Origin of the sequence: Pandoraea vervacti, from assembly GCF_000934605.2 — a bacterium.
GTDB lineage: Bacteria > Pseudomonadota > Gammaproteobacteria > Burkholderiales > Burkholderiaceae > Pandoraea > Pandoraea vervacti.
In genome coordinates, this window is sequence record NZ_CP010897.2 from 5,292,267 (window position 1) to 5,318,280 (window position 26,014).

15 protein-coding genes, 6 tRNA genes and 3 rRNA genes are annotated in these 26,014 nt (G+C 59.5%); 3 read left to right on the top strand and 21 right to left on the bottom strand.

Annotation, left to right across the window (positions count from 1 at the left end; translation table 11 throughout):
- Positions 1 to 23: 23 nt before the first annotated feature.
- Positions 24 to 4,130: a DNA-directed RNA polymerase subunit beta gene (rpoB, locus tag UC34_RS23130; RefSeq protein ID WP_044457348.1), complete on the bottom strand. Its 4,107-nt coding sequence runs from the start codon at positions 4,128 to 4,130 to the stop codon at positions 24 to 26.
- Positions 4,131 to 4,351: 221 nt separating this feature from the next.
- Between rpoB and UC34_RS25530 the strand changes: the two genes are divergently transcribed.
- Entirely contained in the window at positions 4,352 to 4,597 is a 246-nt protein-coding gene (locus tag UC34_RS25530; RefSeq protein ID WP_157123280.1) for a hypothetical protein, read from the top strand.
- 40 nt (positions 4,598 to 4,637) lie between these two features.
- On the opposite strand, the gene rplL is transcribed toward UC34_RS25530, so the two are convergent.
- The 16 genes from rplL to UC34_RS23215 all read right to left on the bottom strand — a co-directional run bounded on the left by rplL (position 4,638) and on the right by UC34_RS23215 (position 16,754).
- Complete coding sequence (gene rplL, locus UC34_RS23135) at positions 4,638 to 5,015, bottom strand: 50S ribosomal protein L7/L12 (RefSeq protein ID WP_023593799.1); 378 nt, start codon at positions 5,013 to 5,015, stop codon at positions 4,638 to 4,640.
- 60 nt (positions 5,016 to 5,075) lie between these two features.
- Positions 5,076 to 5,573, bottom strand: a complete 498-nt coding sequence (gene rplJ, locus UC34_RS23140) for a 50S ribosomal protein L10 (protein WP_039393778.1) — start codon at positions 5,571 to 5,573, stop codon at positions 5,076 to 5,078.
- A 319-nt stretch (positions 5,574 to 5,892) separates the two neighbouring features.
- Positions 5,893 to 6,588, bottom strand: coding sequence for a 50S ribosomal protein L1 (rplA, locus tag UC34_RS23145; protein ID WP_044457349.1), 696 nt, complete (start codon positions 6,586 to 6,588; stop codon positions 5,893 to 5,895).
- Entirely contained in the window at positions 6,588 to 7,019 is a 432-nt protein-coding gene (gene rplK / locus UC34_RS23150; protein WP_039393782.1) for a 50S ribosomal protein L11, read from the bottom strand. The genes rplA and rplK overlap by 1 nt, the downstream gene beginning before the upstream one ends.
- 144 nt (positions 7,020 to 7,163) lie before the next feature.
- Entirely contained in the window at positions 7,164 to 7,721 is a 558-nt protein-coding gene (gene nusG, locus UC34_RS23155) for a transcription termination/antitermination protein NusG (protein ID WP_044457350.1), read from the bottom strand.
- A 1-nt stretch (position 7,722) separates the two neighbouring features.
- The gene (gene secE, locus UC34_RS23160) at positions 7,723 to 8,103 is read right to left on the bottom strand and encodes a preprotein translocase subunit SecE (protein ID WP_044457351.1); all 381 of its coding nucleotides are present in this window, start codon (positions 8,101 to 8,103) and stop codon (positions 7,723 to 7,725) included.
- A 22-nt stretch (positions 8,104 to 8,125) separates the two neighbouring features.
- Positions 8,126 to 8,201: transfer RNA gene (locus tag UC34_RS23165), tRNA-Trp, on the bottom strand.
- A 64-nt stretch (positions 8,202 to 8,265) separates the two neighbouring features.
- A complete protein-coding gene (tuf, locus tag UC34_RS23170; protein WP_044457352.1) occupies positions 8,266 to 9,456 on the bottom strand; it encodes an elongation factor Tu in 1,191 nt (396 codons plus the stop codon).
- A gap of 70 nt (positions 9,457 to 9,526) precedes the next feature.
- Positions 9,527 to 9,601 (bottom strand) — tRNA-Thr (locus UC34_RS23175).
- 34 nt (positions 9,602 to 9,635) lie between these two features.
- Positions 9,636 to 9,709: transfer RNA gene (locus UC34_RS23180), tRNA-Gly, on the bottom strand.
- A 74-nt stretch (positions 9,710 to 9,783) separates the two neighbouring features.
- Positions 9,784 to 9,869: transfer RNA gene (locus UC34_RS23185), tRNA-Tyr, on the bottom strand.
- Positions 9,870 to 11,481: 1,612 nt separating this feature from the next.
- A 5S ribosomal RNA gene (gene rrf / locus UC34_RS23195) occupies positions 11,482 to 11,594 on the bottom strand.
- A gap of 129 nt (positions 11,595 to 11,723) precedes the next feature.
- Positions 11,724 to 14,601: ribosomal RNA gene (locus tag UC34_RS23200) — 23S ribosomal RNA — on the bottom strand.
- A gap of 292 nt (positions 14,602 to 14,893) precedes the next feature.
- Positions 14,894 to 14,969, bottom strand: a tRNA-Ala gene (locus UC34_RS23205).
- Positions 14,970 to 15,080: 111 nt separating this feature from the next.
- Positions 15,081 to 15,157 (bottom strand) — tRNA-Ile (locus UC34_RS23210).
- A gap of 64 nt (positions 15,158 to 15,221) precedes the next feature.
- A 16S ribosomal RNA gene (locus UC34_RS23215) occupies positions 15,222 to 16,754 on the bottom strand.
- Together the 16S, 23S and 5S rRNA genes with 2 tRNA genes alongside form the textbook arrangement of a ribosomal RNA operon.
- A 671-nt stretch (positions 16,755 to 17,425) precedes the next feature.
- Between UC34_RS23215 and UC34_RS23220 the strand changes: the two genes are divergently transcribed.
- Entirely contained in the window at positions 17,426 to 19,159 is a 1,734-nt protein-coding gene (locus UC34_RS23220) for a phospholipase D-like domain-containing protein (RefSeq protein WP_237165182.1), read from the top strand.
- 125 nt (positions 19,160 to 19,284) lie between these two features.
- Here the strand turns inward: UC34_RS23220 and UC34_RS23225 are convergent, their stop codons facing one another.
- The 4 genes from UC34_RS23225 to UC34_RS23240 all read right to left on the bottom strand — a co-directional run bounded on the left by UC34_RS23225 (position 19,285) and on the right by UC34_RS23240 (position 24,398).
- Positions 19,285 to 21,693, bottom strand: a complete 2,409-nt coding sequence (locus UC34_RS23225) for a TonB-dependent siderophore receptor (protein ID WP_167370703.1) — start codon at positions 21,691 to 21,693, stop codon at positions 19,285 to 19,287.
- Positions 21,694 to 21,960: 267 nt separating this feature from the next.
- Positions 21,961 to 22,968: a FecR domain-containing protein gene (locus tag UC34_RS23230; RefSeq protein WP_418303915.1), complete on the bottom strand. Its 1,008-nt coding sequence runs from the start codon at positions 22,966 to 22,968 to the stop codon at positions 21,961 to 21,963.
- Positions 22,965 to 23,480, bottom strand: coding sequence for a sigma-70 family RNA polymerase sigma factor (locus UC34_RS23235; protein WP_044457354.1), 516 nt, complete (start codon positions 23,478 to 23,480; stop codon positions 22,965 to 22,967). Before UC34_RS23235 ends, UC34_RS23230 begins: the two co-directional genes overlap by 4 nt.
- Positions 23,481 to 23,684: 204 nt before the next feature.
- Complete coding sequence (locus tag UC34_RS23240; protein WP_044457355.1) at positions 23,685 to 24,398, bottom strand: M24 family metallopeptidase; 714 nt, start codon at positions 24,396 to 24,398, stop codon at positions 23,685 to 23,687.
- Positions 24,399 to 24,707: 309 nt separating this feature from the next.
- Between UC34_RS23240 and UC34_RS23245 the strand changes: the two genes are divergently transcribed.
- A complete protein-coding gene (locus UC34_RS23245; RefSeq protein ID WP_044457356.1) occupies positions 24,708 to 25,676 on the top strand; it encodes a GlxA family transcriptional regulator in 969 nt (322 codons plus the stop codon).
- Positions 25,677 to 26,014: the final 338 nt, after the last annotated feature.

Genomic DNA, 26,014 nt, shown 5'->3' on the forward strand with positions numbered 1-26,014 from the left:
TTTCTCCTGTTGCCTGAACGCGATTAACCGCGCTCCAGGTCGATATCGATACCGAGCGAACGGATTTCCTTGACCAGCACGTTGAACGACTCCGGCATACCGGCATCGATCACGTGATCGCCCTTCACGAGGTTCTCGTACACCTTCGTACGACCCGTCACGTCATCCGACTTCACCGTCAGCATTTCCTGCAGCACATACGATGCGCCGTAGGCTTCCAGTGCCCACACTTCCATTTCACCGAAGCGCTGACCACCGAACTGAGCCTTACCGCCCAACGGCTGTTGCGTCACCAGCGAGTACGGACCGGTCGAACGTGCGTGCATCTTGTCGTCGACCAGGTGGTGCAGCTTGAGCATGTGCATGAAGCCGCACGTGACCGTACGCTCGAAGGCTTCGCCCGTGCGACCGTCGTACAGCGTGACCTGGTTCTTCGACTTGGTCATGCCGAGTTCCTTCGCGATGTGATCCGGGAACGCCAGATCCAGCATGCGACGGATTTCCTCTTCATGCGCACCGTCGAACACCGGCGTCGCGAACGGAACGCCGTTCTGCAGGTTGCGTGCGAGCGACATGACTTCGTCGTCCGACAGGCTGTCGATATCTTCTTGCTGACCGCTCTCGTTGTAGATCTTCGTCAGGAACTTGCGAATTTCCTGGACCTTGGTGTGCGCTTGCAGCATTTCGCCGATGCGCCAGCCCAGCCCCTTCGCTGCCCAGCCGAGGTGCGATTCGAGAATCTGACCCACGTTCATCCGCGACGGCACGCCGAGCGGGTTGAGCACGATGTCCGCCGGACGGCCGTCGGCCATGTACGGCATATCCTCGATCGGCACGATCTTCGAGACCACACCCTTGTTACCGTGACGGCCGGCCATCTTGTCGCCGGGTTGCAGACGACGCTTGACCGCCAGGTACACCTTGACCATCTTCAGCACGCCCGGCGGCAGTTCGTCGCCTTGCGTGAGCTTCTTGCGCTTCTCTTCGAAGGCGAGGTCGAACGAGTGACGTTTCTGCTCGATCGATTCCTTGATCTGCTCGAGCTGTTGCGCACCTTCGTCGTCCGCCAGACGAATGTCGAACCAGTGGTAGCGATCCAGATCGGCCAGGTATTCCTTGGTGATCTTGGTGCCCTTGGCCAGCTTCTTCGGGCCGCCGTTGGCCGTCTTGCCGACCAGGAAACGCTCCAGACGCTGGAATGCGTCGCCTTCCACGATACGCAGCTGGTCGTTCAGGTCCAGGCGATAGCCCTTCAGCTCATCGTCGATGATCTGCTGAGCACGCTTGTCGCGCTGAATGCCTTCACGCGTGAACACCTGCACGTCGATGACGGTGCCGCTCATGCCCGACGGCACGCGCAGCGAGGTGTCCTTCACGTCCGACGCCTTCTCGCCGAAGATCGCGCGCAGCAGCTTTTCTTCCGGCGTGAGCTGGGTTTCGCCCTTCGGCGTGACCTTGCCCACCAGCACGTCGCCCGCTTCGACTTCCGCACCGATGTACACGATGCCCGACTCGTCCAGACGGCTCAGTTGCACTTCCGCCAGGTTCGAGATGTCGCGCGTGATTTCTTCCGGTCCGAGCTTCGTGTCGCGAGCGACCACGTTCAGCTCTTCGATGTGGATCGACGTATAACGGTCTTCCGCAACGACACGCTCCGAGATCAGGATCGAGTCCTCGAAGTTGTAGCCGTTCCACGGCATGAACGCGATCAGCATGTTCTGACCCAGCGCCAGCTCACCCAGGTCGGTCGACGCGCCGTCGGCGATCACATCGCCGCGCGCCACCTTGTCGCCCACTTCCACGATCGGGCGCTGGTTGATGTTGGTGTTCTGGTTCGAACGCGTGTACTTGATCAGGTTGTAGATGTCCACGCCGACTTCACCGGCAACGGCTTCATCGTCGTTCACGCGAATCACCACACGGCCGGCGTCGACGTAATCGACCACACCGCCACGGAACGCCTGCACGGTCGTACCCGAGTCGACAGCCACCGTACGTTCGATACCCGTACCGACGACCGCCTTTTCCGGGCGCAGGCAAGGCACGGCCTGGCGCTGCATGTTCGAGCCCATCAATGCGCGGTTCGCGTCATCGTGCTCGAGGAACGGGATCAGCGAAGCTGCGACCGAGACGATCTGCGACGGCGCCACGTCCATGTACTGGATGCGGTCCGGGGTGACCATCAGCGTTTCGCCGGCTTCACGCGACGACACCAGTTCGTCGGTGAGTTCGCCGTTGGCGCCGATCGACGCGTTCGCCTGAGCGATCACGTAGCGACCTTCTTCAATGGCCGACAGGTAGTCGATCTGGTCGGTGACCTTGCCGTCCACCACCTTGCGATACGGCGTTTCCAGGAAGCCGTATTCGTTCAGGCGGGCGTACAGTGCCAGCGAGTTGATCAGACCGATGTTCGGACCTTCCGGCGTTTCGATCGGGCACACGCGGCCATAGTGGGTCGGGTGCACGTCACGAACTTCAAAGCCTGCGCGCTCGCGCGTCAGACCGCCCGGGCCCAGTGCGGACACACGACGCTTGTGCGTGATTTCCGACAGCGGGTTGGTCTGGTCCATGAACTGCGACAGCTGCGACGAACCGAAGAACTCGCGAATGGCCGACGAAATCGGCTTGCTGTTGATCAGGTCGTGCGGCATCAGGTTTTCCGATTCGGCCTGACCCAGACGTTCCTTCACAGCACGCTCGACACGCACCAGACCGGCGCGGAACTGGTTTTCCGCCAGTTCGCCGACACAACGCACACGACGGTTACCCAGGTGGTCGATGTCGTCGACTTCGCCGCGGCCGTTACGCAGATCCACGAGGATCTTGATGGTCGCGAGAATGTCGTCGTCTTCCAGCGTCATCGGGCCGAGCACTTCGTCGCGGCCGACACGGCGGTTGAACTTCATACGACCCACCTTCGACAGGTCGTACGCTTCTTCGCTGTAGAACAGACGGTTGAACAGGGCCTCGACCGCATCTTCGGTCGGCGGCTCGCCCGGGCGCATCATGCGATAAATCGCGATACGCGCTGCCGTCTGGTCGGCGGTTTCGTCGATACGCAGCGTGGCCGAGATGTACGAACCCTGATCCAGATCGTTCGTGTACAGCGTCTGGATGTCCGACACGCCCGACTCGCGCAGCTTGACCAGCACGCTTTCGGTGATTTCGTCGTTGGCGTTGGCGATAACTTCACCGGTATCGCCATCGATCACGTTCTTGGCGAGCACACGGCCGAGGAGATAGTCTTCCGGCACCGAGATGAACTTGGTGTTGGCGTTCTCCAGATCGCGAATGTGCTTCGCGTTGACGCGCTTGTCCTTCTGGACGATGACCTTGCCTTCGCGATCCGTAATGTCGAAACGCGCGACTTCACCGCGCAGACGCTCCGGCACGAACTCCATCTGTGCGCCTTCCGGCATCAGCTTGAAGTTGTCGAACACGAAGAAGTTCGCGAGGATCTGTTCCGGCGTCAGGCCGATAGCCTTGAGCAGGATCGTGACCGGCATCTTGCGACGGCGGTCAACGCGGAAGTACAGGATGTCCTTCGGATCGAATTCGAAGTCGAGCCACGAGCCGCGGTACGGAATGATACGCGCGGAGAACAGCAGTTTGCCCGAGCTGTGCGTCTTGCCCTTGTCGTGTTCGAAGAACACGCCGGGCGAGCGGTGCAGCTGCGAGACGATGACACGTTCCGTGCCATTGATGACGAAGGAACCCGTCGAGGTCATGAGCGGAATTTCGCCCATGTACACTTCCTGTTCCTTGACTTCCTTCACTACCGGCTTGTTCGGCGATTCCTTGTCGAGAATCACCAGACGAACCTTGGCGCGCAGGGCCGAGCAGAAGGTCAGGCCGCGCTGTTGACATTCCTTGACATCGAACGCGGGAGTGCCGAGCAGATAGCTGACGAACTCGAGGCGTGCGAACCCGTTGTGAGAAACGATCGGGAAAATGGAGGAGAAGGCTGCTTGCAGACCCTCCGGCTTCCGCTCCGATGCAAGCGTATCGGCTTGCAAGAACGATGTGTACGAGGCGAGCTGGGTGGCCAGCAAAAACGGCACCTTGTGCACGGTCGGACGCTTCGCAAAACTCTTGCGAATGCGTTTCTTCTCGGTGAAGGAATAGTGCATTACGATCTCCGAATCACTACGCTGACGACGACGGCAGGCATCGTCAACGGGTGTTCATCGACTGAGACCAGACGTCCCCCACGGCGGGCTTGCCGCGGAGCAACGAGCTTGGTGGTTGGCCGCTACCAACCGCTGGCTGACGGCGACGGATGCCTGTGTTGCCCGTCGCCCGACCAAACTTGCCTTCTGCAGTCGCTTCAGAAGACAAAGAGAAAACCGTCATGGATCGCATGCCGAGCATGTTCCATCGCGATTTTTTCTTTGGCCTCTCGGTCACTTCTTCAATGCGGCACAACAGCCGTCATTGCGTGCCACTCAGGGTGGAACATGCGTTTGAAACGTTGCGAGCAACCCCTTGCTCGACGAAATCACTTGTTTTTCAAACACTTGGCGCAGACTCACGCCGGCTTTCGAATTTGGAATCCCGATTTTGGGATTTGCATCTCCTGAAAGCACAAAAAGGCTGACGACATTTCGTCGCCAGCCTTCCCTACGCGCAGAGTCGAATTACTTGACTTCGACCTTGGCGCCGGCTTCTTCCAGCTTCTTCTTGGCTTCGTCAGCAGCAGCCTTGTCGACGCCTTCCTTGACAGCCTTCGGAGCGCCATCAACCAGATCCTTGGCTTCCTTCAGGCCCAGGCCGGTGATTTCGCGGACGGCCTTAATGACGCCGACCTTGTTTGCACCGACTTCTGCCAGGATGACGTTGAATTCGGTTTGCTCTTCAGCAGCAGCAGCACCGCCGCCAGCGCCAGCCGGGCCAGCAACTGCCAGGGCAGCAGCCGACACGCCGAACTTCTCTTCGAACGCCTTGACCAGGTCGTTCAGTTCCATAACCGACATCGCGCCTACGGCTTCGATGATTTCGTCTTTCGTGATTGCCATTTGTAAAACTCCTAGATTGTGTTCGGACCGAAGTCAGCGATCGTGTAACCGAAGAGAGACTTAAGCAGCTTCCGCTTGCTTCTTCTCTGCCACGGCAGCCAGGACGCGAGCAAAGCCGGAAACCGGCGCTTGCATGACACCCAGCAACTTCGCGAGCAGTTCGTCGCGGCTCGGGATCGAGGCCAGCGCTTGCACGCCTGCCTTGTCCATCACCTTGCCGTCGTACGAGCCGGCCTTCAAGATCAACTTGTCGTTGCCCTTCGAAAAGTCATTCAAGACTTTCGCAGCGGCTACGGGATCCGTCGAGATACCGTAGATCAGAGGACCGGTCATCTGCTCAGCCAGGTCAGCAAATGCAGTGTTTTCCACTGCACGACGTGCCAGCGTGTTCTTCAGAACGCGCAGGTAGACGCCTTGCTGACGCGCATTGGCGCGAAGCTTCGTCAGATCGCCAACCGTGATTCCGCGATATTCAGCCACAACGATGGTCGAAGCGGCGGCGACTTGCGCCGAAACTTCTGCCACGACGGCTTTCTTATCATCAAGATTAAGTGCCACGGTTAACCTCCAAAATTGACATCACCTCATGGTGATGCCGTTCCACTAACGGCTTACCGACATGTCTGGAGTTTCAACCCCCGCAACGGTTGCCCGCGTGCGACGGCTTGACTGCATAACTTGTTCGGGTTCGCCATCTGCGTTGGCTGGCGTATTAAGGGACTGTCAGTGAATGCCCATTCCCGCCAACGGTCTTTGATAACCGGAAGCGATCTCCGAAGATGCCGCTTCCGCCCAAAGTCTTTTGCTGCAGGCTGTCGATCACAAGGATCTCAGCCATCGCAGGGGACGCCATCACCCTGCGATTGCGATGTCTCGCTTAGGCCGTCAGGCTGGCCTGGTCCACACGCACGCCAACGCCCATCGTGCTCGACAGGGCGATCTTGCGCAGGTAGACACCCTTGCTCGAAGCCGGCTTCGACTTCGTCAGGGCTTCCAGCAGGGCCGAAAGGTTCTGTTGCAGAGCTGCCGGTTCGAACGACGCGCGACCGATCGTGGCGTGGATGATACCGGCCTTGTCGACGCGGAATTGCACCTGACCAGCCTTGGCGTTCTTCACTGCCGTGGCCACGTCCGGGGTCACCGTGCCAACCTTCGGGTTCGGCATCAGGCCGCGCGGGCCGAGAATCTGGCCCAGCGTACCGACGATACGCATCGTGTCCGGCGAAGCGATCACGATGTCGAAGTCCATGTTGCCGGCCTTGATCTGCTCGGCGAGGTCTTCCATACCCACGATTTCAGCGCCGGCAGCCTTGGCTTGCTCGGCCTTTTCGCCCTGGGCGAAAACAGCCACGCGAACCGACTTACCGGTACCTGCCGGCAGAACGACCGAACCGCGAACCACTTGGTCCGACTTCTTCGCATCCACGCCGAGCTGAACGGCGACGTCGATCGACTCGTCGAACTTGGCGCTTGCGCATTCCTTGACCAGAGCCAGAGCGTCGCCGACCGGGTACAGCTTGTTACGGTCGACCTTGGCGGCCAGTGCTTGTTGACGCTTAGAGATCTTAGCCATTACAGACCCTCCACCGTGATGCCCATCGAACGTGCGCTGCCAGCGATGGTGCGAACCGCGGCGTCCAGATCGGAGGCGGTAAGGTCAGGCATCTTGGTCTTCGCGATTTCTTCCGCTTGTGCGCGGGTGATCTTGCCCACCTTATCGGTGTGCGGCTTGGCCGAACCCTTTTGCAGGTTGGCAGCCTTCTTGATCAGCACCGTTGCCGGCGGGGTCTTCAGGACGAACGTGAAGCTCTTGTCCGCGAAAGCGGTGATCACCACCGGAATCGGCAGACCCGGTTCGAGGCTCTGCGTTTGCGCGTTGAACGCCTTGCAGAACTCCATAATGTTCAGGCCACGCTGACCCAGGGCCGGGCCCACGGGGGGCGACGGATTGGCTTTACCTGCAGGAATCTGCAGCTTGATAAAGCCGATGATTTTCTTTGCCATGGTTTACTCCGGAACGAATATGTGGCGCATATTCGGGGTTGAGTCATAGCGCGCTTTCACCGGAAACCTGGCTACTGACGCTCCTCGGCGACGGGTGTCACCAACGCAAAAACGCGCCGGACGTCGCGCCGGCGCATTTTATTCTTAGATCTTTTCGACTTGTCCGAACTCCAGTTCTACCGGAGTTGCCCGTCCAAAGATGGTAACGGATACGCGGAGGCGGGCTTTTTCGTAGTTCACTTCTTCGACCGAGCCGTTGAAGTCCGTGAAAGGACCATCCTTGACTCGAACCAGCTCTCCCACTTCGAACAACGTCTTGGGACGCGGCTTTTCAACCCCATCCTTGATTTGCGACATGATCTTGTCGACTTCTGCCTGGCGAATCGGCGTCGGACGGTTACCCGTGCCGCCGATGAAGCCCGTGACCTTGGGTGTGTTCTTCACCAAGTGCCACGATTCGTCGGTCATTTCCATCTCGCACAGCACATAGCCGGGGAAGAAACGACGTTCGGTAACTTTCTTATGACCAGCCGTGGTTTCAACAACTTCTTCGGTCGGGACAAGAATCTGACCGAAGTAATCTTGCATACCGCCACGCGTAATACGCTCTTGAAGCGCTTTGGCTACGCTTTTTTCCATGCCGGAGTAGGCATGAATGACGTACCAGCGCTTCTTGCTCGGTGCAGCTCCGGTATCAGACATATCACTTCCAGCCTAGAATCAAAGAGAACACCGCCCATTCAATCGTCTTGTCGCTGATCCACAGATACAGCGCCATCACGACGACGAACGCGAAGACAATCGCAGTCGTTTGAGCGGCCTCTTTACGGGTCGGCCAAACGACCTTACCCACTTCTTTGTACGCATCCTTAGCAAAAGCCAGGAAGCCTTTGCCGGTTTGCGACATCAATGCCACAAAAGCTGCGATCACCAGAATGACAACGATGGCGGCAACGCGCACGTACAGCGCTTGTTGCTCCAAAGTGTAGAACGCGACGACGCCGGCAACGACCAGCAGCCCGGCCACGGCCAGCAGCAGCTTGTCGCCAGTCGTACGTACAGTTTCTACAGGAGAATTCGCCATTTCCAGCTTGCAGACAGTTGTTTGGCAGGGGCAGAGGGAATCGAACCCCCAACCTTCGGTTTTGGAGACCGACGCTCTGCCAGTTGAGCTATACCCCTAAAACAGCAGAGGGGCCAACCGCCAAAAGCTGACCCCGTAAGCGCGGACCGTTAAGGTACCGGCTTAAGCTACGATCGTTGCAACCACGCCGGCGCCGACAGTACGGCCACCTTCGCGGATTGCGAAACGCAGACCTTCGGTCATGGCGATCGGAGCGATCAGCTTGACCGTGATCGAAACGTTGTCGCCAGGCATGACCATTTCCTTGCCTTCCGGCAGGCTGATCGAACCCGTCACGTCCGTCGTACGGAAGTAGAACTGCGGACGGTAGTTGTTGAAGAACGGGGTGTGACGACCACCTTCATCCTTCGACAGAATGTAGACCTCGCCCGTGAAGTCCGTGTGCGGCTTGATCGAGCCCGGCTTGGCCAGAACTTGACCACGCTGAACTTCTTCACGCTTCGTACCACGCAGCAGAATACCGACGTTGTCGCCTGCCTGACCTTGGTCGAGCAGCTTGCGGAACATTTCAACGCCCGTGCAAATCGTCTTGACCGTCGGAACGATACCGACGATTTCGATTTCTTCGCCGACCTTGATCACGCCCGACTCAACGCGGCCCGTCACCACCGTACCGCGACCCGAGATCGAGAACACGTCTTCGACCGGCATCAGGAACGTCTTGTCGATAGCACGTTCCGGCGTCGGGATGTACGAGTCCAGTGCGTCGGCCAGAGCCATGATGGCCACTTCGCCCAGTTCGCCCTTGTCGCCTTCCAGCGCCAGCTTGGCCGAACCCTTGATGATCGGCAGATCGTCGCCCGGGAATTCGTACTTGGTCAGGAGTTCGCGAACTTCCATTTCGACCAGCTCGAGCAGCTCGGCGTCGTCGACCATGTCGCACTTGTTCAGGAACACGATGATGTACGGCACGCCAACCTGACGGGCCAGCAGGATGTGCTCGCGCGTTTGCGGCATCGGGCCGTCAGCTGCCGAGCAAACCAGGATAGCGCCGTCCATCTGGGCAGCACCGGTAATCATGTTCTTGACGTAGTCGGCGTGGCCCGGGCAGTCAACGTGTGCGTAGTGGCGGTTAGCCGTTTCGTACTCGATGTGCGCGGTGTTGATGGTAATACCGCGTGCCTTTTCTTCCGGCGCTGCGTCGATTTCGTCGTACTTCTTGGCCTGGCCGCCGAACTTCGACGACAGGACCGTTGCGATAGCGGCCGTCAGGGTGGTCTTGCCATGGTCAACGTGACCGATGGTGCCGACGTTCACGTGCGGCTTAGTCCGCTCGAATTTTTCCTTTGCCATTTCCGACTCCTAACGGGTTATCTATTGCCGAGGTTGCTCGGCATGTTGATTGCCGCGCTTCACTATCTTTTGGTGCCCATGGGCAGGATCGAACTGCCGACCTCTCCCTTACCAAGGGAGTGCTCTACCACTGAGCCACATGGGCGAATCCTGTACTGCTACTTCGTCTGCGCGTCACCTGGAGCGGGTGAAGGGAATCGAACCCTCGTCATAAGCTTGGAAGGCTTCTGCTCTACCATTGAGCTACACCCGCTTGGATTCTGACTCTCGCCACTTGGTAACAAGCGCCGGAGACTCATGCTTCCGGCGCTTATTACTTCCGCATTCTGGTGGAGGAGGTTGGATTCGAACCAACGTAGGCGTAAGCCAACAGATTTACAGTCTGCCCCCTTTAGCCACTCGGGCACCCCTCCGCAGAGAATTTGCAATTATGGAGATGTCCCCTCGCCTTGTCAACACCTTCGACGCATTAAATATGCAGTTTCTATGCCTGCATCTCATCAAAATTTCGCCGCATGCGGCAAGTTGTTGATTTTTCGCGATATGTGCAGATTTGCCAGACATCCCGGCCGACCGGCAACCGCGATGCTACCGAGAGGAGCTCTGCGGACGGTATCGGCTTTGCGGTGGGGCGATTAACGCCGGGCCCGGCAGAAGTACGCCGGCGCCCGGCTGACAGCTGACTTCAGCTTCCTGCGCCCCGGATCGGAATAGCCATGCCTGGGTCTTTGCGGCTATCTGCCGCGATAGGTGTCGGCGCCACTAGGCAGCCATTACGCCGCTCTCCGGCCACGCTTTCGATTCCAAGCACGCATTCATCCACCCCATCGACCGCAGCAGCCCAGGCTCATATTCCATGGATCCCACGGTGTTATTAGGGTGAGGAAAAGTGGCCGCTCCCCGAACCGGGGCCTCAGATACGGATCCGGGCTGCTTCCATTCCGTAGCTCAGCAACGACTCGCGGTCATCCCATTCCTTCGTTCAATCGCGTGGCGCTCCACCAGACGGAATACGCCGACCTCAGCCGGGGCCATTCCTTCGTCTGGATGCGCGTATATCCCCGGACGCTTCAAGGCGAGGCGTAACAGAACCGACCCGGCGCCATGTAACGACAAAGGCGCGCAGGTCGAAATTCCCAAGGTGGGAAGTCAGTCGCCGCAACGCAAGCCATTCAGCGATTCTCTGCGGGAAGTCGTATCTCTAATCGACGTGACACCAACGGATAATGCGCGTTTCTCGAGAAGGCTTGTTTCTGGCATGCTCGGCACGCGATGGACGGAAGTTGCGCCGACAGCATCAGCGACTAAACACCGGTTTGCACAGCAGTTCTTAAGCTGAAGCGCTGCAACGAGCGCCGTATCAGCGTACGTCGACCAGCACCAGTCTCAGCGAATAAGCACACTGAGAACGCTATTTCTCAGCCTGCGAGCTCTCCGCCAGGCTACCGATCGAGTTCAACCACGAGCACCAAACCGGGATTAAGCCAGCACGTGGGCGCTGCTTGAGGAGGTCTTCGCCCGCCCCCAGCATCGCAGGGCTGCGAGCCTGATGGACAACGGACCGGAGTTTGTGGGCACTGCACTGTAGAAAATGGATGGGCGCACAAAAGAATCGTCGCTCCTCAGCCCTCGCACCAGCGCGAACGGCGGACGTTGCCGACATTACTCGCGGCATCGCCCTGCGTGTGGCGTGTGGCGTGTGGCGTGTGGCGTGTGGCGTCTGGAGTCTGGAGTCTGGAGTCTGGCGTCTGGAGTCTGGCGTCTGGCGTCTGGCGTCTGGCGTCTGGAGTCTGGAGTCTGGCGTCTGGCGTCTGGAGTCTGGCGTCTGGCGTCTGGCGTCTAGAGACGTGATCAGTCCGAGTCTGTCGAGCGGGCAGAGCGGAAGCCTAGAAGTACCGTTACGCTGCGCGTGGACGCGAGATCAACCTTGGCGCAGCTTGCGGCTGCGGTCGCGGATTACGCAAAGAATGCGCGCCCAAAAGCAAAAACCCCTCGCTACCGGGTAGCAAGGGGTTTTTAAGGGGAGCCTGACGATTACCTACTTTCACACGGGTATCCGCACTATCATCGGCGTGGAGTCGTTTCACGGTCCTGTTCGGGATGGGAAGGGGTGGTTCCAACTCGCTATGGTCATCAGGCATAACTTGTATGTTCTGCTGGGAGGGTATCCCAACAAAACCAATTCGGAAGAAGCGTAGTACAACAACTTGTGGGTTGTGAGTGTATCGGCACAGCGATACTCACACCAGGAAAAACACACTGGTTATAGGATCAAGCCTCACGGGCAATTAGTATCAGTTAGCTTAACGCATTACTGCGCTTCCACACCTGACCTATCAACGTCCTGGTCTTGAACGACCCTTAAGGGGAATCGAGTTCCCAGGGAAGTCTCATCTTAAGGCGAGTTTCCCGCTTAGATGCTTTCAGCGGTTATCTCTTCCGAACATAGCTACCCGGCGATGCCACTGGCGTGACAACCGGTACACCAGAGGTTCGTCCACTCCGGTCCTCTCGTACTAGGAGCAGCCCCCTTCAAACTTCCAACGCCCACGGCAGATAGGGACCAAACTGTCTCACGACGTTTTAAACCCAGCTCACGTACCTCTTTAAATGGCGAACAGCCATACCCTTGGGACCGGCTACAGCCCCAGGATGAGATGAGCCGACATCGAGGTGCCAAACACCGCCGTCGATATGAACTCTTGGGCGGTATCAGCCTGTTATCCCCAGAGTACCTTTTATCCGTTGAGCGATGGCCCTTCCATACAGAACCACCGGATCACTATGACCTGCTTTCGCACCTGCTCGACTTGTCAGTCTCGCAGTTAAGCACGCTTTTGCCATTGCACTATCAGCACGATTTCCGACCGTACCTAGCGTACCTTCGTACTCCTCCGTTACACTTTGGGAGGAGACCGCCCCAGTCAAACTGCCTACCATGCACTGTCCCCGATCCGGATTACGGACCTAGGTTAGAACCTCAAACAAGCCAGGGTGGTATTTCAAGGACGGCTCCACAGAAACTAGCGTTCCTGCTTCAAAGCCTCCCACCTATCCTACACAGACCGGTTCAAAGTCCAATGCAAAGCTACAGTAAAGGTTCATGGGGTCTTTCCGTCTAGCCGCGGGTAGATTGCATCATCACAAACACTTCAACTTCGCTGAGTCTCGGGAGGAGACAGTGTGGCCATCGTTACGCCATTCGTGCAGGTCGGAACTTACCCGACAAGGAATTTCGCTACCTTAGGACCGTTATAGTTACGGCCGCCGTTTACCGGGACTTCAATCAAGAGCTTGCACCCCATCATTTAATCTTCCGGCACCGGGCAGGCGTCACACCCTATACGTCCACTTTCGTGTTTGCAGAGTGCTGTGTTTTTATTAAACAGTCGCAGCCACCAGTTTATTGCAACCCCTTCACCCTCCTGGCGCAGGCCAGTCAAGCTACAAGGGCGTACCTTATCCCGAAGTTACGGTACCAATTTGCCGAGTTCCTTCTCCCGAGTTCTCTCAAGCGCCTTAGAATACTCATCTCGCCCACCTGTGTCGGTTTGCGGTACGGTCTCGTATGACTGAAGCTTAGAGGCTTTTCTTGGAACCACTTCCAATTGCTTCGCGAACAAGTTCGCTCGCCCCACAGCCTTGAATTACGCGCCCGGATTTGCCTAAGCGCCTTCTCCACTGCAGGGACCGGGACTTCCAACACCCGGACAACCTTCCGCGATCCGTCCCCCCATCGCATCATACGACGGTGCAGGAATATTAACCTGCTTCCCATCAGCTACGCATCTCTGCCTCGCCTTAGGGGCCGACTCACCCTACGCCGATGAACGTTGCGTAGGAAACCTTGGGCTTACGGCGAGGGGGCCTTTCACCCCCTTTATCGCTACTCATGTCAGCATTCGCACTTCTGATACCTCCAGCATCCTTTACAAGACACCTTCACAGGCTTACAGAACGCTCTCCTACCATGCGAGCAAGCTCGCATCCGCAGCTTCGGTATATTGCTTAGCCCCGTTACATCTTCCGCGCAGGACGACTCGATCAGTGAGCTATTACGCTTTCTTTAAAGGGTGGCTGCTTCTAAGCCAACCTCCTGACTGTTTTAGCCTTCCCACTTCGTTTCCCACTTAGCAATATTTAGGGACCTTAGCTGGCGGTCTGGGTTGTTTCCCTCTTGACACCGGACGTTAGCACCCGATGTCTGTCTCCCGTGATTGCACTCTTCGGTATTCGGAGTTTGCTATGGCGAGGTAATCCGCAATGGACCCCTCAACCATGACAGTGCTCTACCCCCGAAGGTGATACACGAGGCACTACCTAAATAGTTTTCGGAGAGAACCAGCTATTTCCAAGTTTGTTTAGCCTTTCACCCCTATCCACAGCTCATCCCCTAACTTTTCAACGTTAGTGGGTTCGGTCCTCCAGTACGTGTTACCGCACCTTCAACCTGGCCATGGATAGATCACTTGGTTTCGGGTCTACACCCAGCGACTGAACGCCCTATTCGGACTCGCTTTCGCTACGCCTTCCCTATTCGGTTAAGCTTGCCACTGAATGTAAGTCGCTGACCCATTATACAAAAGGTACGCCGTCACCCCTTACGAGGCTCCGACTGTTTGTATGCATGCGGTTTCAGGATCTATTTCACTCCCCTCCCGGGGTTCTTTTCGCCTTTCCCTCACGGTACTGGTTCACTATCGGTCGATTACGAGTATTTAGCCTTGGAGGATGGTCCCCCCATCTTCAGACAGGATTTCACGTGTCCCGCCCTACTTTTCTCAAGCTTAGTTCCACACCAGGGTTTTCTCATACGGGGCTATCACCCACTATGGCCGGACTTTCCATTCCGTTTTGATAACACCGGTGCTAAATCTTGAAGGCTGGTCCCATTTCGCTCGCCACTACTTTGGGAATCTCGGTTGATTTCTTTTCCTGCAGCTACTTAGATGTTTCAGTTCGCCGCGTTCGCTTCGCTAGACCTATGTATTCAGTCTAGGATGACCTAAAAGGCCGGGTTTCCCCATTCGGACATTTGTGGATCAATGCTTATTTGCCAGCTCCCCACAACTTTTCGCAGGCTATCGCGTCCTTCATCGCCTGTAATCGCCAAGGCATCCACCACATGCACTTATTCGCTTGACCCTATAACGAGTGCGTCTCTCGACACATCCTTTATAGGTTGAGTATTAGCGTTGTGCCGTATTCCAAGTCATCTTTCGATCACTTTAAATACTGGTTGATACAATCACAACCCGTACAATTTCCACGCGCCATCTCTAACGCGCTTCCGTTGTACTACTTCTTCTTCCAAATTGTTAAAGAACAAATACTGCATGACATTGCTGTCATTCAAAAGCATTCACATTCAGGGATTTACTTCAGAAGTACCACTGAGATAACTTGCTTTTGACTGACATCGATGTGATCTAAGAAGTGGTGGAGGATGACGGGATCGAACCGACGACCCCCTGCTTGCAAAGCAGGTGCTCTCCCAGCTGAGCTAATCCCCCAAAATCAGCCTGATTCAGCGTTACAAAAAACCTTGCATACCCATGTATGCAGCGGCTCTTTGTGCCTTGCCTCAGCCAGATTTCTTTCTACCGGACGTCAGTGGAAAGAGTTGGTGGGTCTGGAAGGACTTGAACCTTCGACCCCCGCCTTATCAAGACGGTGCTCTAACCACCTGAGCTACAGACCCGACTTAGATCTACGCAGTCAACAACCGATAAGCGTGAACACTCAACTTCCAGTGCATGCTCTAGAAAGGAGGTGATCCAGCCGCAGGTTCCCCTACGGCTACCTTGTTACGACTTCACCCCAGTCATGAATCCTGCCGTGGTAAGCGCCCTCCTTGCGGTTAGGCTACCTACTTCTGGCAAAACCCACTCCCATGGTGTGACGGGCGGTGTGTACAAGACCCGGGAACGTATTCACCGCGACATGCTGATCCGCGATTACTAGCGATTCCAGCTTCACGCAGTCGAGTTGCAGACTGCGATCCGGACTACGATCGGTTTTCTGGGGTTAGCTCCACCTCGCGGTTTGGCAGCCCTCTGTACCGACCATTGTATGACGTGTGAAGCCCTACCCATAAGGGCCATGAGGACTTGACGTCATCCCCACCTTCCTCCGGTTTGTCACCGGCAGTCTCCTTAGAGTGCTCTTGCGTAGCAACTAAGGACAAGGGTTGCGCTCGTTGCGGGACTTAACCCAACATCTCACGACACGAGCTGACGACAGCCATGCAGCACCTGTGTTACGGTTCTCTTTCGAGCACTCCCACCTCTCAGCAGGATTCCGTACATGTCAAGGGTAGGTAAGGTTTTTCGCGTTGCATCGAATTAATCCACATCATCCACCGCTTGTGCGGGTCCCCGTCAATTCCTTTGAGTTTTAATCTTGCGACCGTACTCCCCAGGCGGTCAACTTCACGCGTTAGCTACGTTACTAAGGAAATGAATCCCCAACAACTAGTTGACATCGTTTAGGGCGTGGACTACCAGGGTATCTAATCCTGTTTGCTCCCCACGCTTTCGTGCATGAGCGTCAGTATTGGCCCAGGGGGCTGCCTTCGCCATCGGTATTCCTCCACATCTCTACGCATTTCACTGCTACACGTGGAATTCTACCCCCCTCTGCCATACTCTAGCCTTGCAGTCACGAATGCAGTTCCCAGGTTGAGCCCGGGGATTTCACATCCGTCTTACAAAACCGCCTGCGCACGCTTTACGCCCAGTAATTCCGATTAACGCTTGCACCCTACGTATTACCGCGGCTGCTGGCACGTAGTTAGCCGGTGCTTATTCTTCCGGTACCGTCATCCCCCCGAGGTATTAACCCAGAGGATTTCTTTCCGGACAAAAGTGCTTTACAACCCGAAGGCCTTCTTCACACACGCGGCATTGCTGGATCAGGCTTTCGCCCATTGTCCAAAATTCCCCACTGCTGCCTCCCGTAGGAGTCTGGGCCGTGTCTCAGTCCCAGTGTGGCTGGTCGTCCTCTCAGACCAGCTACAGATCGTCGCCTTGGTGAGCTTTTACCTCACCAACTAGCTAATCTGATATCGGCCGCTCTTGTAGCGCGAGGCCCGAAGGTCCCCCGCTTTCCTCCTCAGAGCGTATGCGGTATTAATCCGGCTTTCGCCGAGCTATCCCCCACTACAAGGTACGTTCCGATATATTACTCACCCGTTCGCCACTCGCCACCAGGTGCAAGCACCCGTGCTGCCGTTCGACTTGCATGTGTAAGGCATGCCGCCAGCGTTCAATCTGAGCCAGGATCAAACTCTTCAGTTTAAACCTGTTACTGTTTTCGGTTTTTCGCGATAAATCGCTAGAACCGGTCGCTCTCAAAGTATGCTGACAAGTTAATTACTTAACTTACCTATTACTATGTGAGCCTCAATAAATTTAAAGCTTATCTGCCGAAGCAGACGCACCATTCATCGAGTGCCCACACTTATCGGTTGTTTAATTTTTAAAGATCAATCGCATCCGACTTCGCTTCGTCGCTCACTTACCGCGCCGTCGCTTCGTTTTCTGCGTCGCTGCATCAGCAGCAGAGAAGTGAGATTATGTCGCAGCTTCTCGTCGTCGTCAACAGTTTTTTTCGCTTTCTTCGCTCGTCGCCGTAGCGACTCGCAAGCTCCAAAACCACTAACCACCGGGCTTTTCAGCCCCTCGCTTCAACCTCGTCGCCGCTTTCGCTGCGTCGCTGTCGTTGCGAGAGACGAGATATTAGTGAAAACCCGGGACCCTGGCAAGCACTTTGTGAAAATAATTTGAAAAGCGCAAAAAAGGGCAAAAAAAGGCCCGCGTCGTGGGCGGGCCAAGATCCATGGGACAGGACACATGGAGGAGACGGGTTCACTGTATCCGGGCCTCCCCCGACGACGCAACGAATGAAATCGCATATGCTTCCTGAAAGCTTGCCTATATGGAAAGGCAGTGCCAGCGTCGCAGCATCAATGTCCGCACCCACCTCTCTATATATAAGAGCGTTTGAGATGCTTCTTTTGCGCGCCTTCCGATCATCCTTCCGGCCGCATAACGCCGTCCCCTTCGACCAACCCGGCCCGTCGCGCCGACGGCGCGCGTTCGCGCCTGGCCACCTGCTGCGACTCATACCGCTTGCCCTGCTCGTTACCGCCTGCTCGTCGGTGCGCCCGCCAGCCGAGCCATCGCAATGGACGGCCCATACGCCCGCGGCGACACCCGGCGCGCTGGCCTCCGCCCTCTCCCCGGCCGTGCGCTCGCACCCCGGGCAGTCAGGCTTCCAGCTGCTGGCAACGGGATCCGCCGCCTTCACGACCCGGTTGGCGCTGGTGCAATCGGCGCAACATAGCCTGGACGTCCAGTACTACAGCGCCGGCGAAGACATCACAGGCCGCCTGCTGCTCCAGTCCCTGCTCGACGCCGCCCAGCGGGGCGTGCGCATTCGTATGCTGGTCGACGATATCAATCGCCGCCACACCGACCCCGCCTTCGCTGCGCTCGATGAGAGCCCCAACATCGAGATTCGCGTTTTCAATCCGTTCGGCACCCGGGACACCACGCTGCTCCAGCGCGCCGGCAATCTGCTCACGCGCTTCGACCAGTTGAACCGCCGCATGCATAACAAGGCGCTCGTCGCGGACAACCAGGTGGCGATCGTGGGCGGGCGCAATCTTGGAGACGAATACTTCGACGCGAATCCCGACCTCTCTTTCCGGGACTTCGATCTGCTGTGCGCCGGTCCGGTCGTGGACGCCATTTCCCACAGCTTCGACCATTTCTGGACGAGCCCGCAGTCCTACCCGCTCAAACAAGTCCAGTCGAAGATCGACGATGAGACGCTCGACGCCACCCGCAAAGCGCTGGCCCAGCATTGGCGCGACGCCGAGAACGTCCCCGCCGGCCATGAAGCGCTCCATCAACCGCCGCTGGCCGCCAGCCTGCGCAACGGCGCCGTCCCGCTCTTCTGGGCCCCCGCCGAACTCGCGGCCGACTCGCCCGACAAGCTCGACGCCCCCGTCGCCGAAACCCAAAGCAAACCCGGGGAAAAGCTTCGCCAGCTCGCCGCGCACGCGCAAAGCGAAGTCCTCATCATCTCCCCCTACTTCGTCCCTCTCGATGGCGGCGTCCGGTTCCTGTCCGCGCTCACGCAACGCGGCGTCAATGTACGCGTATTGACGAACTCGCTGGCCGCAACCGACGTCGTGCCCGTCCACGCCGGTTATGCCCGCTATCGACCGGCACTGTTACAGGCAGGCATCGCGTTGTACGAATTCAAGCCGATCCGAACGGACGACGGCGAACGTCAATCCCGACGCGTGACGTTCGGCGGTTCATCGCGCGCGAGTCTGCACGGCAAGGCTTACGTGATCGACCGACGCGACGTCGTTCTCGGTTCGTTTAATCTGGACCCCCGCTCGGTACGCCTGAATACCGAGCTGGCGATCGTGATCCACAGCCCGGAGTTTGCCGAGCGGATGGCCGGAATCTTCGAGCGCGCGACGTCCCCCCGCACCAGCTTCCGCGTGGAGCTAGCCGCGGCTGGCACCGCCCCGCCTACGCCGACGCCGCCCACCATGCCGAGCCTGCGCTGGGTCGGTGAGGAAAATGGGCAACCTCGAATTTTCGACGTCGAGCCCTACGCCACTTTCGGACGTAATGCCGTCGCAGGCGCGTTCACCCTGCTCCCGAGCGACGACCTGCTCTGAGCGCGACGCCACATCCCTCAGCGCCGCCCATCGCCTCGAACCTTCAGCACCGCGCAAAAAAAGCCGCCGCCCCGGCAACCCGGGAACGGCGGTTCTCCATGGCGCAGACGCCCCCGTCGCGACCATCAGAACTCGAACGTCGCCGACAACGTCGCGGCGCGCGCATCGCCGATCGCCACCACGGTCTGACTGACGCTGGACGGGTAGTACATCTTGTTGAAGACGTTCCTGACGTTGAACTGATAGTGCACGGGATGCCGTCCGATCTTCGTGTCGTACGTGGCGAACACGTCGGCAACGAAGTACGCCGGTAGCGTAAAGCTGTTCGCCGAGTCACCGGGACGCGATCCAACATACCGGCCGACGGCCCCGAGACGCAGATTGCCGCCGCCGTCGCCCAGCACGGGCCCCCAGTCGTACACCCCGGCGAGCGACGCCGTATGCCGGGCCGCATTGACCAGCGTGTTGCCCGCGTACAGCGGATCGTCCGTCGTCTTCGCATCGATGAATGCGTAGCTCGCGATCACATTCCAGCGCTGCCCGATCCGACCGGACACATCGAGCTCGACACCTCGCGAGCGTGCCGCACCCGACGTACGCCAATCCAGCGTACTACGGCCTGGCACGGCCTGCGACACGAGCACATTGCGCTTGTCGATATTGAACAACGCGAGCGTGCCGCTCAGCCCGCCGGGCACATCGAGCTTCGCCCCGACCTCATACGATCGCGCATGCTCGGGCGCCACGTTCGAGTCGATGACTACGCCCGTCGACAGCGGCGCGATGGTGGACGTCGGCTTGAGCGACTCCGAATAGCTGCCATACAACGACAGGTCGTCCCGCACCTTGTAGACGACGCCCGCACGCGGCAGCCACTTCGCGTCGCTGATATCGGTATTGGCCTTGAACGGGCGCCCCTTGCCTGCGAACTGACTGTAGGTCAGCAAACGCACCCCGCCGACCAGAATCCAGCGGTCGGTGACATGGATCGCGTCCTGGAAAAAGAGCGACGCATCGTGCAGCGTGTCGGTCTGGTCGCTGTCGCTGGCCGACACCGTCGTCGGGATCACCTCGCAGCCGTAGACCGGATTCAGATAGGAGAACGTGCACTTCGCCGCCTGACGAAGCAAATCGCGCCGGTAGATACGCCGATATTCCCAGTCGCCGCCGAATTGCAGGTCGTGACGCATCCCCGCAAGCGTGACCTTCCCGTCGAGATACGCGGTGCCGAAACTGTCGGTGCTGTCCGAGCCGCGTGTACCGTCGTTACTGCGCGAGACGATGCCCGTCGTCGAATTCACACCGGTAATGCGCAACTGTCCGGCGTCGTAGGTCTCGGTGTTGTAGCTGTAACCCACGTGCGCCTTCCAGTTGGCATTGAACTGATGGTCGAGCGTGATCTGCGCCAGATGCGACTGTCCGGCCATCTCGTTGTGCACGTCATCCAGACGCTCACGCGCCGCAATCGCCAGCGGCCGGTTCGTCTTCGGATCGAGCGCTGTGCCGCGGTCGAACGGCGTGAGGAAATTGCGGTACTCGTACGACACGACGACCTGCGTATCGCGTCCGTAATAGGCCAGTGTCGGCGCGACGAGCGTCTCGCGTTGCGAGCCGAAATATCGCCAGTACTGCTGGTTGTTCTGGTCGACGACCAGACGGTAGGCGAGCCGCGAATCGCCAATATCGCCAATGGGCCCCGTGGTATCGAGCGTCTCCTCCACGCCGTTCTTGCCATGACCGTATGTCGTGCCCGCCACGCTTACCGCCGTATAGGGTTTGAGCAACGGACGCTTGCTCACCACGTTGATCACGCCCCCTGGGTCCATGATCCCGTACAGCAGCGATGTCGGGCCCTTGAGCACCTCCACCGAATCCGCGTTCGCGTTGAACCCGCGCCCCTGCACGAGCGGCATGCCGTTGTGCATGATCGAGCCGTCGCGATTACCGCCGAAGCCGCGCTTGAGCAGCGTGTCCTGCGTGCTTGCCAGCGTGTTGCCCTGCACGATGCCGCTGACATTGACCAGCGCGTCGTCGAGCGTGCGGGCGCGCTGGTCGGCGAGTACCTGATGAGGCACCACGTTGATGGCCTGGGGGATGTCGAGGATGGGCGTGTCGGAGCGGGTGACGTTGGCGTCCACCGGCATGCGGTAGGCGTCGCTCCACGCCTGCGCCTGCACGTGGGTGGCGGGCAACGCCACATCGCCCGAGCCGCCGGCGGGCGCGAGCGTCGCCACAGCTGGCGCCGTCTGCGGCGCCAGCGTATAGCCCGCGCCTTGCGGCGACGCCGTCAACCCCGTGCCCGCAAGCAACTGGCCGAACGCCGCGGGCACATCGAAGCGACCGTGCACGCCCGGGCTTTGGCGGCCAGCCGTCAGGGCGGGGGCATACGTCAGCAGAATGCCCGACTCCCGGCCGAAGCGCGTGAGCACGGTGTCGAGCGAACCGGGCGGAATGTCATAGATACGTGCAACGGAGGCCGCACTTGCCGCCACGTCTGACGGTGAGGGCGGTTGCGCATAAACGCCTCCGGCCATGAAGGTCGATCCGAGCGACGCGAACGTCAGCGCGACGCCCGCGCAGATACTACGGCGATGCCAACGGGGGAAGTCGGCGGTACTGGCGGAGCCGATGGCCACCGACCCAGCGCGGCCACGCAACAAGAACAGGAATTCGGGCAAAGCGACGGCCATGATGTCAGTCTCGTACTGGCTAAAGAGAAAAGGTTTCACTTCCCTTGTCACGCGAGACCGACAAAACAGCTCACTGAGCGTCACTGACGCCACTGATCACTCTCATCGCGCTCAGCCGCGCGGCCCGACCGTCACCCAATAGCGGGTCACCGCGGTGACCGCGACCGGCAGCGCATGCGGGAGCACCCCCAGGATGGCGTCGATATCCGCAAGTGGATACGTGCCTGACACGCGCAGCGAGGCCACCATCGGGTCGCAGCGCAGATACCCGCGACGGTAGCGCGAGAGTTCGGCGAGAAATACATCCAGACGCATATCGGCGGCCACGAAGATCCCGTCCGTCCAAGCGCCGTCGCCCTGGGCAAGCGGCAGTACCGGCCCAACGTTGTCGGCGGTAAGTCGCGCCTGCTCGCCGGCATGGACGATTCGCTCAAGCGTCGCGCCTGCCCCCGCCACCGCTTTCGGCGTGACCCGCACCGCCCCCTCGAAAACTTGTACGGAGGTGTCGCCGCCCTCGTCCGTCCGACGTACCGCAAAGCGCGTGCCCACCGGCTGGAGCGTTCCGTGCATCGTCGATACGATCAGTGCTCGCGGCGGCACGTGGCCAGCGTCCTGTCCGGTGGTGACCATGATTTCGCCCTCGATGAGCGCGATGCCCCGCACGTCGCCATCCATCGACAAGCGCACGGCCGTGCGCGTATTGAGCGAGAGCGTAGTGCCGTCGGCCAGAGACAATGTACGACGCTCGCCTGCGCCGGTACGCGCGTCGGCACGCAGCCACTGGACCGCCCCCGGATCGCTCGCCACCCACGCCCCGGTACCGAGGAAGACGGCCCCCGCAATGGCCTTGACAGCCATGCGACGCTCGCGTGAGCGCGGTGCGCGCAACGCTGCCCGGGCCACCGCCGCGCCCAGTGCGTCCGACACATGACGCATTCGTGAGTCCGCCCCTTCGATATGACGCCACGCGCGCTCGTGCTCGGGGTGCACCTCACGCCAACGCACGCAGGCCGCGCGCAGCGCGTCGCTGGCATCGTCGCTTTGCAGCGTGACCCACCACTCGACCGCTTGCCGCGCAATGCCCGCGTCGAAGGGCATTCCGGAGGCCGCGCGCGTCACGGCGTCTCCATCGCGAAGAAACACTGCGTGCCTGCGCGAACCAGATGGCGCTTCACCGTCGCGAGCGAAATGCCGAGCGCTGCGGCGATCTCGGCATGCGTAAGGCCGTCGAGTTGCGCGAGCAGGAAGGCGCGTTTGACGAGAGGCGGCAGGCCATCGAGGCAACGATCGATCTCGAACAGCGTTTCGAGCACGATGGCGCGCTCCTCCGGCGAGGGAGCGAACGCTTCAGGCTGTTGGGAAAGGGCTTCGAGATAGGCCCGCTCGATGTGTTCGCGTCGCCAGTGGTTATAGAGAACACGCTGGGCGAGCGTCGTCAGAAACGCGCGGGGCGACGCGAGCCTGCCCGGCGGATCGCGCTCGAGCAGGCGCAGGAAAGTGTCATGCGCGAGGTCGGCCGCGCGATGTGAGCAGCCAGTCTTGCGATGCAGCCAGCCATGAAGCCAGCCGTGATGATCGCTGTAGAGTCTGCGCAACGTGGTCTCGCGTTGCAGCGTGTCGTCGGCGGGCATGCGCCCCTCCTGTCCCCGGGCCAAGTGTGGCCGCAAGGCTCAGGCACCGTTTTGCAAATGAGAATCGTTTGCAGTATAGCAAACAAGCGCCGGGGGGATACGACGGAGATGATGGCCGTTGCCGCTACGCGTAGCGCGTATGCCACAGCGTCCGGCGACGGCCATCCAACCATGGGTTCGGTCACGGGGTCATTCGGTGAGCGGTCAGTAGTAGGCGTCTTCGAGCAGCATGTCCTCGAAGAATGCGCCGAAGCGCTGTTGCGGATCGCGCAGATGGATTTCCAGAATCCAGCGCATCGGCGAAGGCGTCGAGTCGAAGTCGGCCAGCGAGCCGGTATGGATGGCGGCGTGCGGGAAGTCCGATACGCGATGCCCCGGCAAGTCGAAGTTCAGCGTCCAGCCCATGCGACGCGCCACGTCGTCGGCGTAGGCGTACAGCACCTGTCCTGTGGCGCCTTCGCGTTGCCATTTCGCGCGCACGTCGTGGAACAGCGTTTCGGCGTCGCGCGCGCAACGCTCGTATTCGGCGTGCTCACCGACGACGAAACTCGCACCGCCGTCGCCCTCCCATGCTTCGAAGCGCGGTGCGATATCGATGAAAAACAGGTCGTTTTCCCGGAGCACGACTCCCAGTTCGGATGGCTGCCGCATCGGCTTGAGGGTGTTCGTGCCGAAGCGCACGCGCGTCGGGTGCCAGCTCAGTTCCAGACCCGCCTCAGCAAGCACGCGCTTCGCCATGACGACGGCGTCTTCCTCGATCATGCCGGGATGCACGTGGCGTGCGATCTCGGCGATCGCGGCTCGGGTCTTGTTGCGCGCGGCGAGCATACCGTCGACAGAGAATGCCGGACCGACACGCTCGGCCAGCGAGGCTTCATCCGGGTAACGGACGGCGGAGAAATTGGCTGAATTCGACATCGATGACCTCATGGGGAAATGGAGACGCAAAGGTTGGGGCGAAGGGTCGGGGTAGATGCGGCGACAGCCGTTGCCGTCGCTGAATGTCAGGATTGTCGAAGCGCCGCCGCCTTTCGTCGCGTGAGGCGAACGGCCCATTTGCGCCAACCCGCGGCATCTTCGCGCCAGCGCCCGGCCGCAGCGCCGCCGATACGCCGCTTTCTGCCAAAATGGCCCCACACCACGGCCATCGCTGCCATCGCTGCACCCCAACTCCAACCCCGCGCCCACCGTGGTCCGGCCCCACTCACTGCGTCCCACAAAATCGCCATGATCCGTAACGTCGCCCTGCTGGTTTTTCCCGGCGTGCAGTCACTCGATGTGAGCGGTCCGCTCGATGTCTTCGCGGAAGCCAACCGCTTCCTGCTGCCCGGCGATCACTATCAGACCGAGATCATCGGCACGCAGCACGGCGCTATCGCCTGCTCGAACGGCATGGCGCTGTTGCCGAACCGGCACTATCAGGCGGTGGGTGGGCACGTCGATCTCTTGCTGGTCGCGGGCGGCCCGTCGTTGTTGACCGACGATCTCGGACCGAACGTCTGTCGCTGGCTCCACGACATGGCGCCGCGCGCCCGGCGCTACGGCTCGATCTGCAACGGTGCGCTGATACTGGCGGCGGCGGGCTTGCTGGACGGCAAGCGCGTGACGACGCACTGGAACGACGTCGACGTGCTCGCCGAGCGCGCCCCGCTGGCGCACATCGAAGCCGACCGGCTGTTCATTCAGGATGGGCATCTGTACACGTCGGCGGGCGTGACGGCGGGAATCGATCTCTCGCTGCATCTGCTCGCACAGGATCACGGACAGGAAGTGGCATTGAACGTGGCGAAGCGTCTGGTTGTCTTCACGCAACGTGCGGGCGGGCAATCTCAGTTCAGTCCGTACCTCACACCCTACGCGCCGCCGACCTCGCCCGTCGCGCAAGTGCAGCAGTACGTGCTGGCGCATCTGGCCGAGCCGCTATCGGTCGGCGATCTGGCCGCCGTAGCGAAGATGAGCGTGCGCAACTTCTCACGTGTCTTCGCGCGCGATGCCGGCGTCACCCCCGCCGATTTCGTCAGCGCCGCCCGTGTGGACGCGGCACGCGTGATGCTGGAGAACGGCAACGCGCCGCTCAAGACCGTGGCGTGGGAATGCGGCTTCGGCGATCCGCACAACATGCGCAAGGTGTTTCAGCGGCGCTTCGGCGTGTCGCCACAGCAGTACCGCGAGCACTTCGGGCAGCCGCAGTCATAGCGTGGGGATAACGTGCGTAGACACAACACGGGGCTAACGTTGGCACGGACTACGGATACGACGAACTCACAAAACCGGCGTATCCCCTCGTCGGCATCGAACGCCCGATGCCAGTGAACCGTCGACTCTGCTTCGAGGGCATCGATCGGCAACGGGTATATCGCAAACTTCCCGGAGGCATTCAGAATTTGCCCCCCCTGGGCAAGGTGGCCACCCCGCGCGCGCTGATCGACACCGACCTCCCATCGTAGGAAGGTTCTCGTCTTCCCCCTCCTCGGCCTAATGGAAAACATTTATTGACCGACCGGCCGGTCGGTTTATAATGCGTTCCATATCCC

Bases quoted from the DNA above. Each gene is read 5' to 3' on its own strand.
- rplK (WP_039393782.1), bottom strand. From the start codon at position 7,019: ATGGCAAAGAAAATCATCGGCTTTATCAAGCTGCAGATTCCTGCAGGT.
- UC34_RS25530 (WP_157123280.1), top strand. From the start codon at position 4,352: ATGGATCGCATGCCGAGCATGTTCCATCGCGATTTTTTCTTTGGCCTC.
- UC34_RS23245 (WP_044457356.1), top strand. From the start codon at position 24,708: ATGATCCGTAACGTCGCCCTGCTGGTTTTTCCCGGCGTGCAGTCACTC.
- UC34_RS23235 (WP_044457354.1), bottom strand. From the start codon at position 23,480: ATGCCCGCCGACGACACGCTGCAACGCGAGACCACGTTGCGCAGACTC.
- rpoB (WP_044457348.1), bottom strand. From the start codon at position 4,130: ATGCACTATTCCTTCACCGAGAAGAAACGCATTCGCAAGAGTTTTGCG.
- UC34_RS23220 (WP_237165182.1), top strand. From the start codon at position 17,426: ATGTCCGCACCCACCTCTCTATATATAAGAGCGTTTGAGATGCTTCTT.
- tuf (WP_044457352.1), bottom strand. From the start codon at position 9,456: ATGGCAAAGGAAAAATTCGAGCGGACTAAGCCGCACGTGAACGTCGGC.
- nusG (WP_044457350.1), bottom strand. From the start codon at position 7,721: ATGTCTGATACCGGAGCTGCACCGAGCAAGAAGCGCTGGTACGTCATT.
- UC34_RS23225 (WP_167370703.1), bottom strand. From the start codon at position 21,693: ATGGCCGGAGGCGTTTATGCGCAACCGCCCTCACCGTCAGACGTGGCG.
- UC34_RS23240 (WP_044457355.1), bottom strand. From the start codon at position 24,398: ATGTCGAATTCAGCCAATTTCTCCGCCGTCCGTTACCCGGATGAAGCC.
- secE (WP_044457351.1), bottom strand. From the start codon at position 8,103: ATGGCGAATTCTCCTGTAGAAACTGTACGTACGACTGGCGACAAGCTG.
- rplA (WP_044457349.1), bottom strand. From the start codon at position 6,588: ATGGCTAAGATCTCTAAGCGTCAACAAGCACTGGCCGCCAAGGTCGAC.
- rplL (WP_023593799.1), bottom strand. From the start codon at position 5,015: ATGGCAATCACGAAAGACGAAATCATCGAAGCCGTAGGCGCGATGTCG.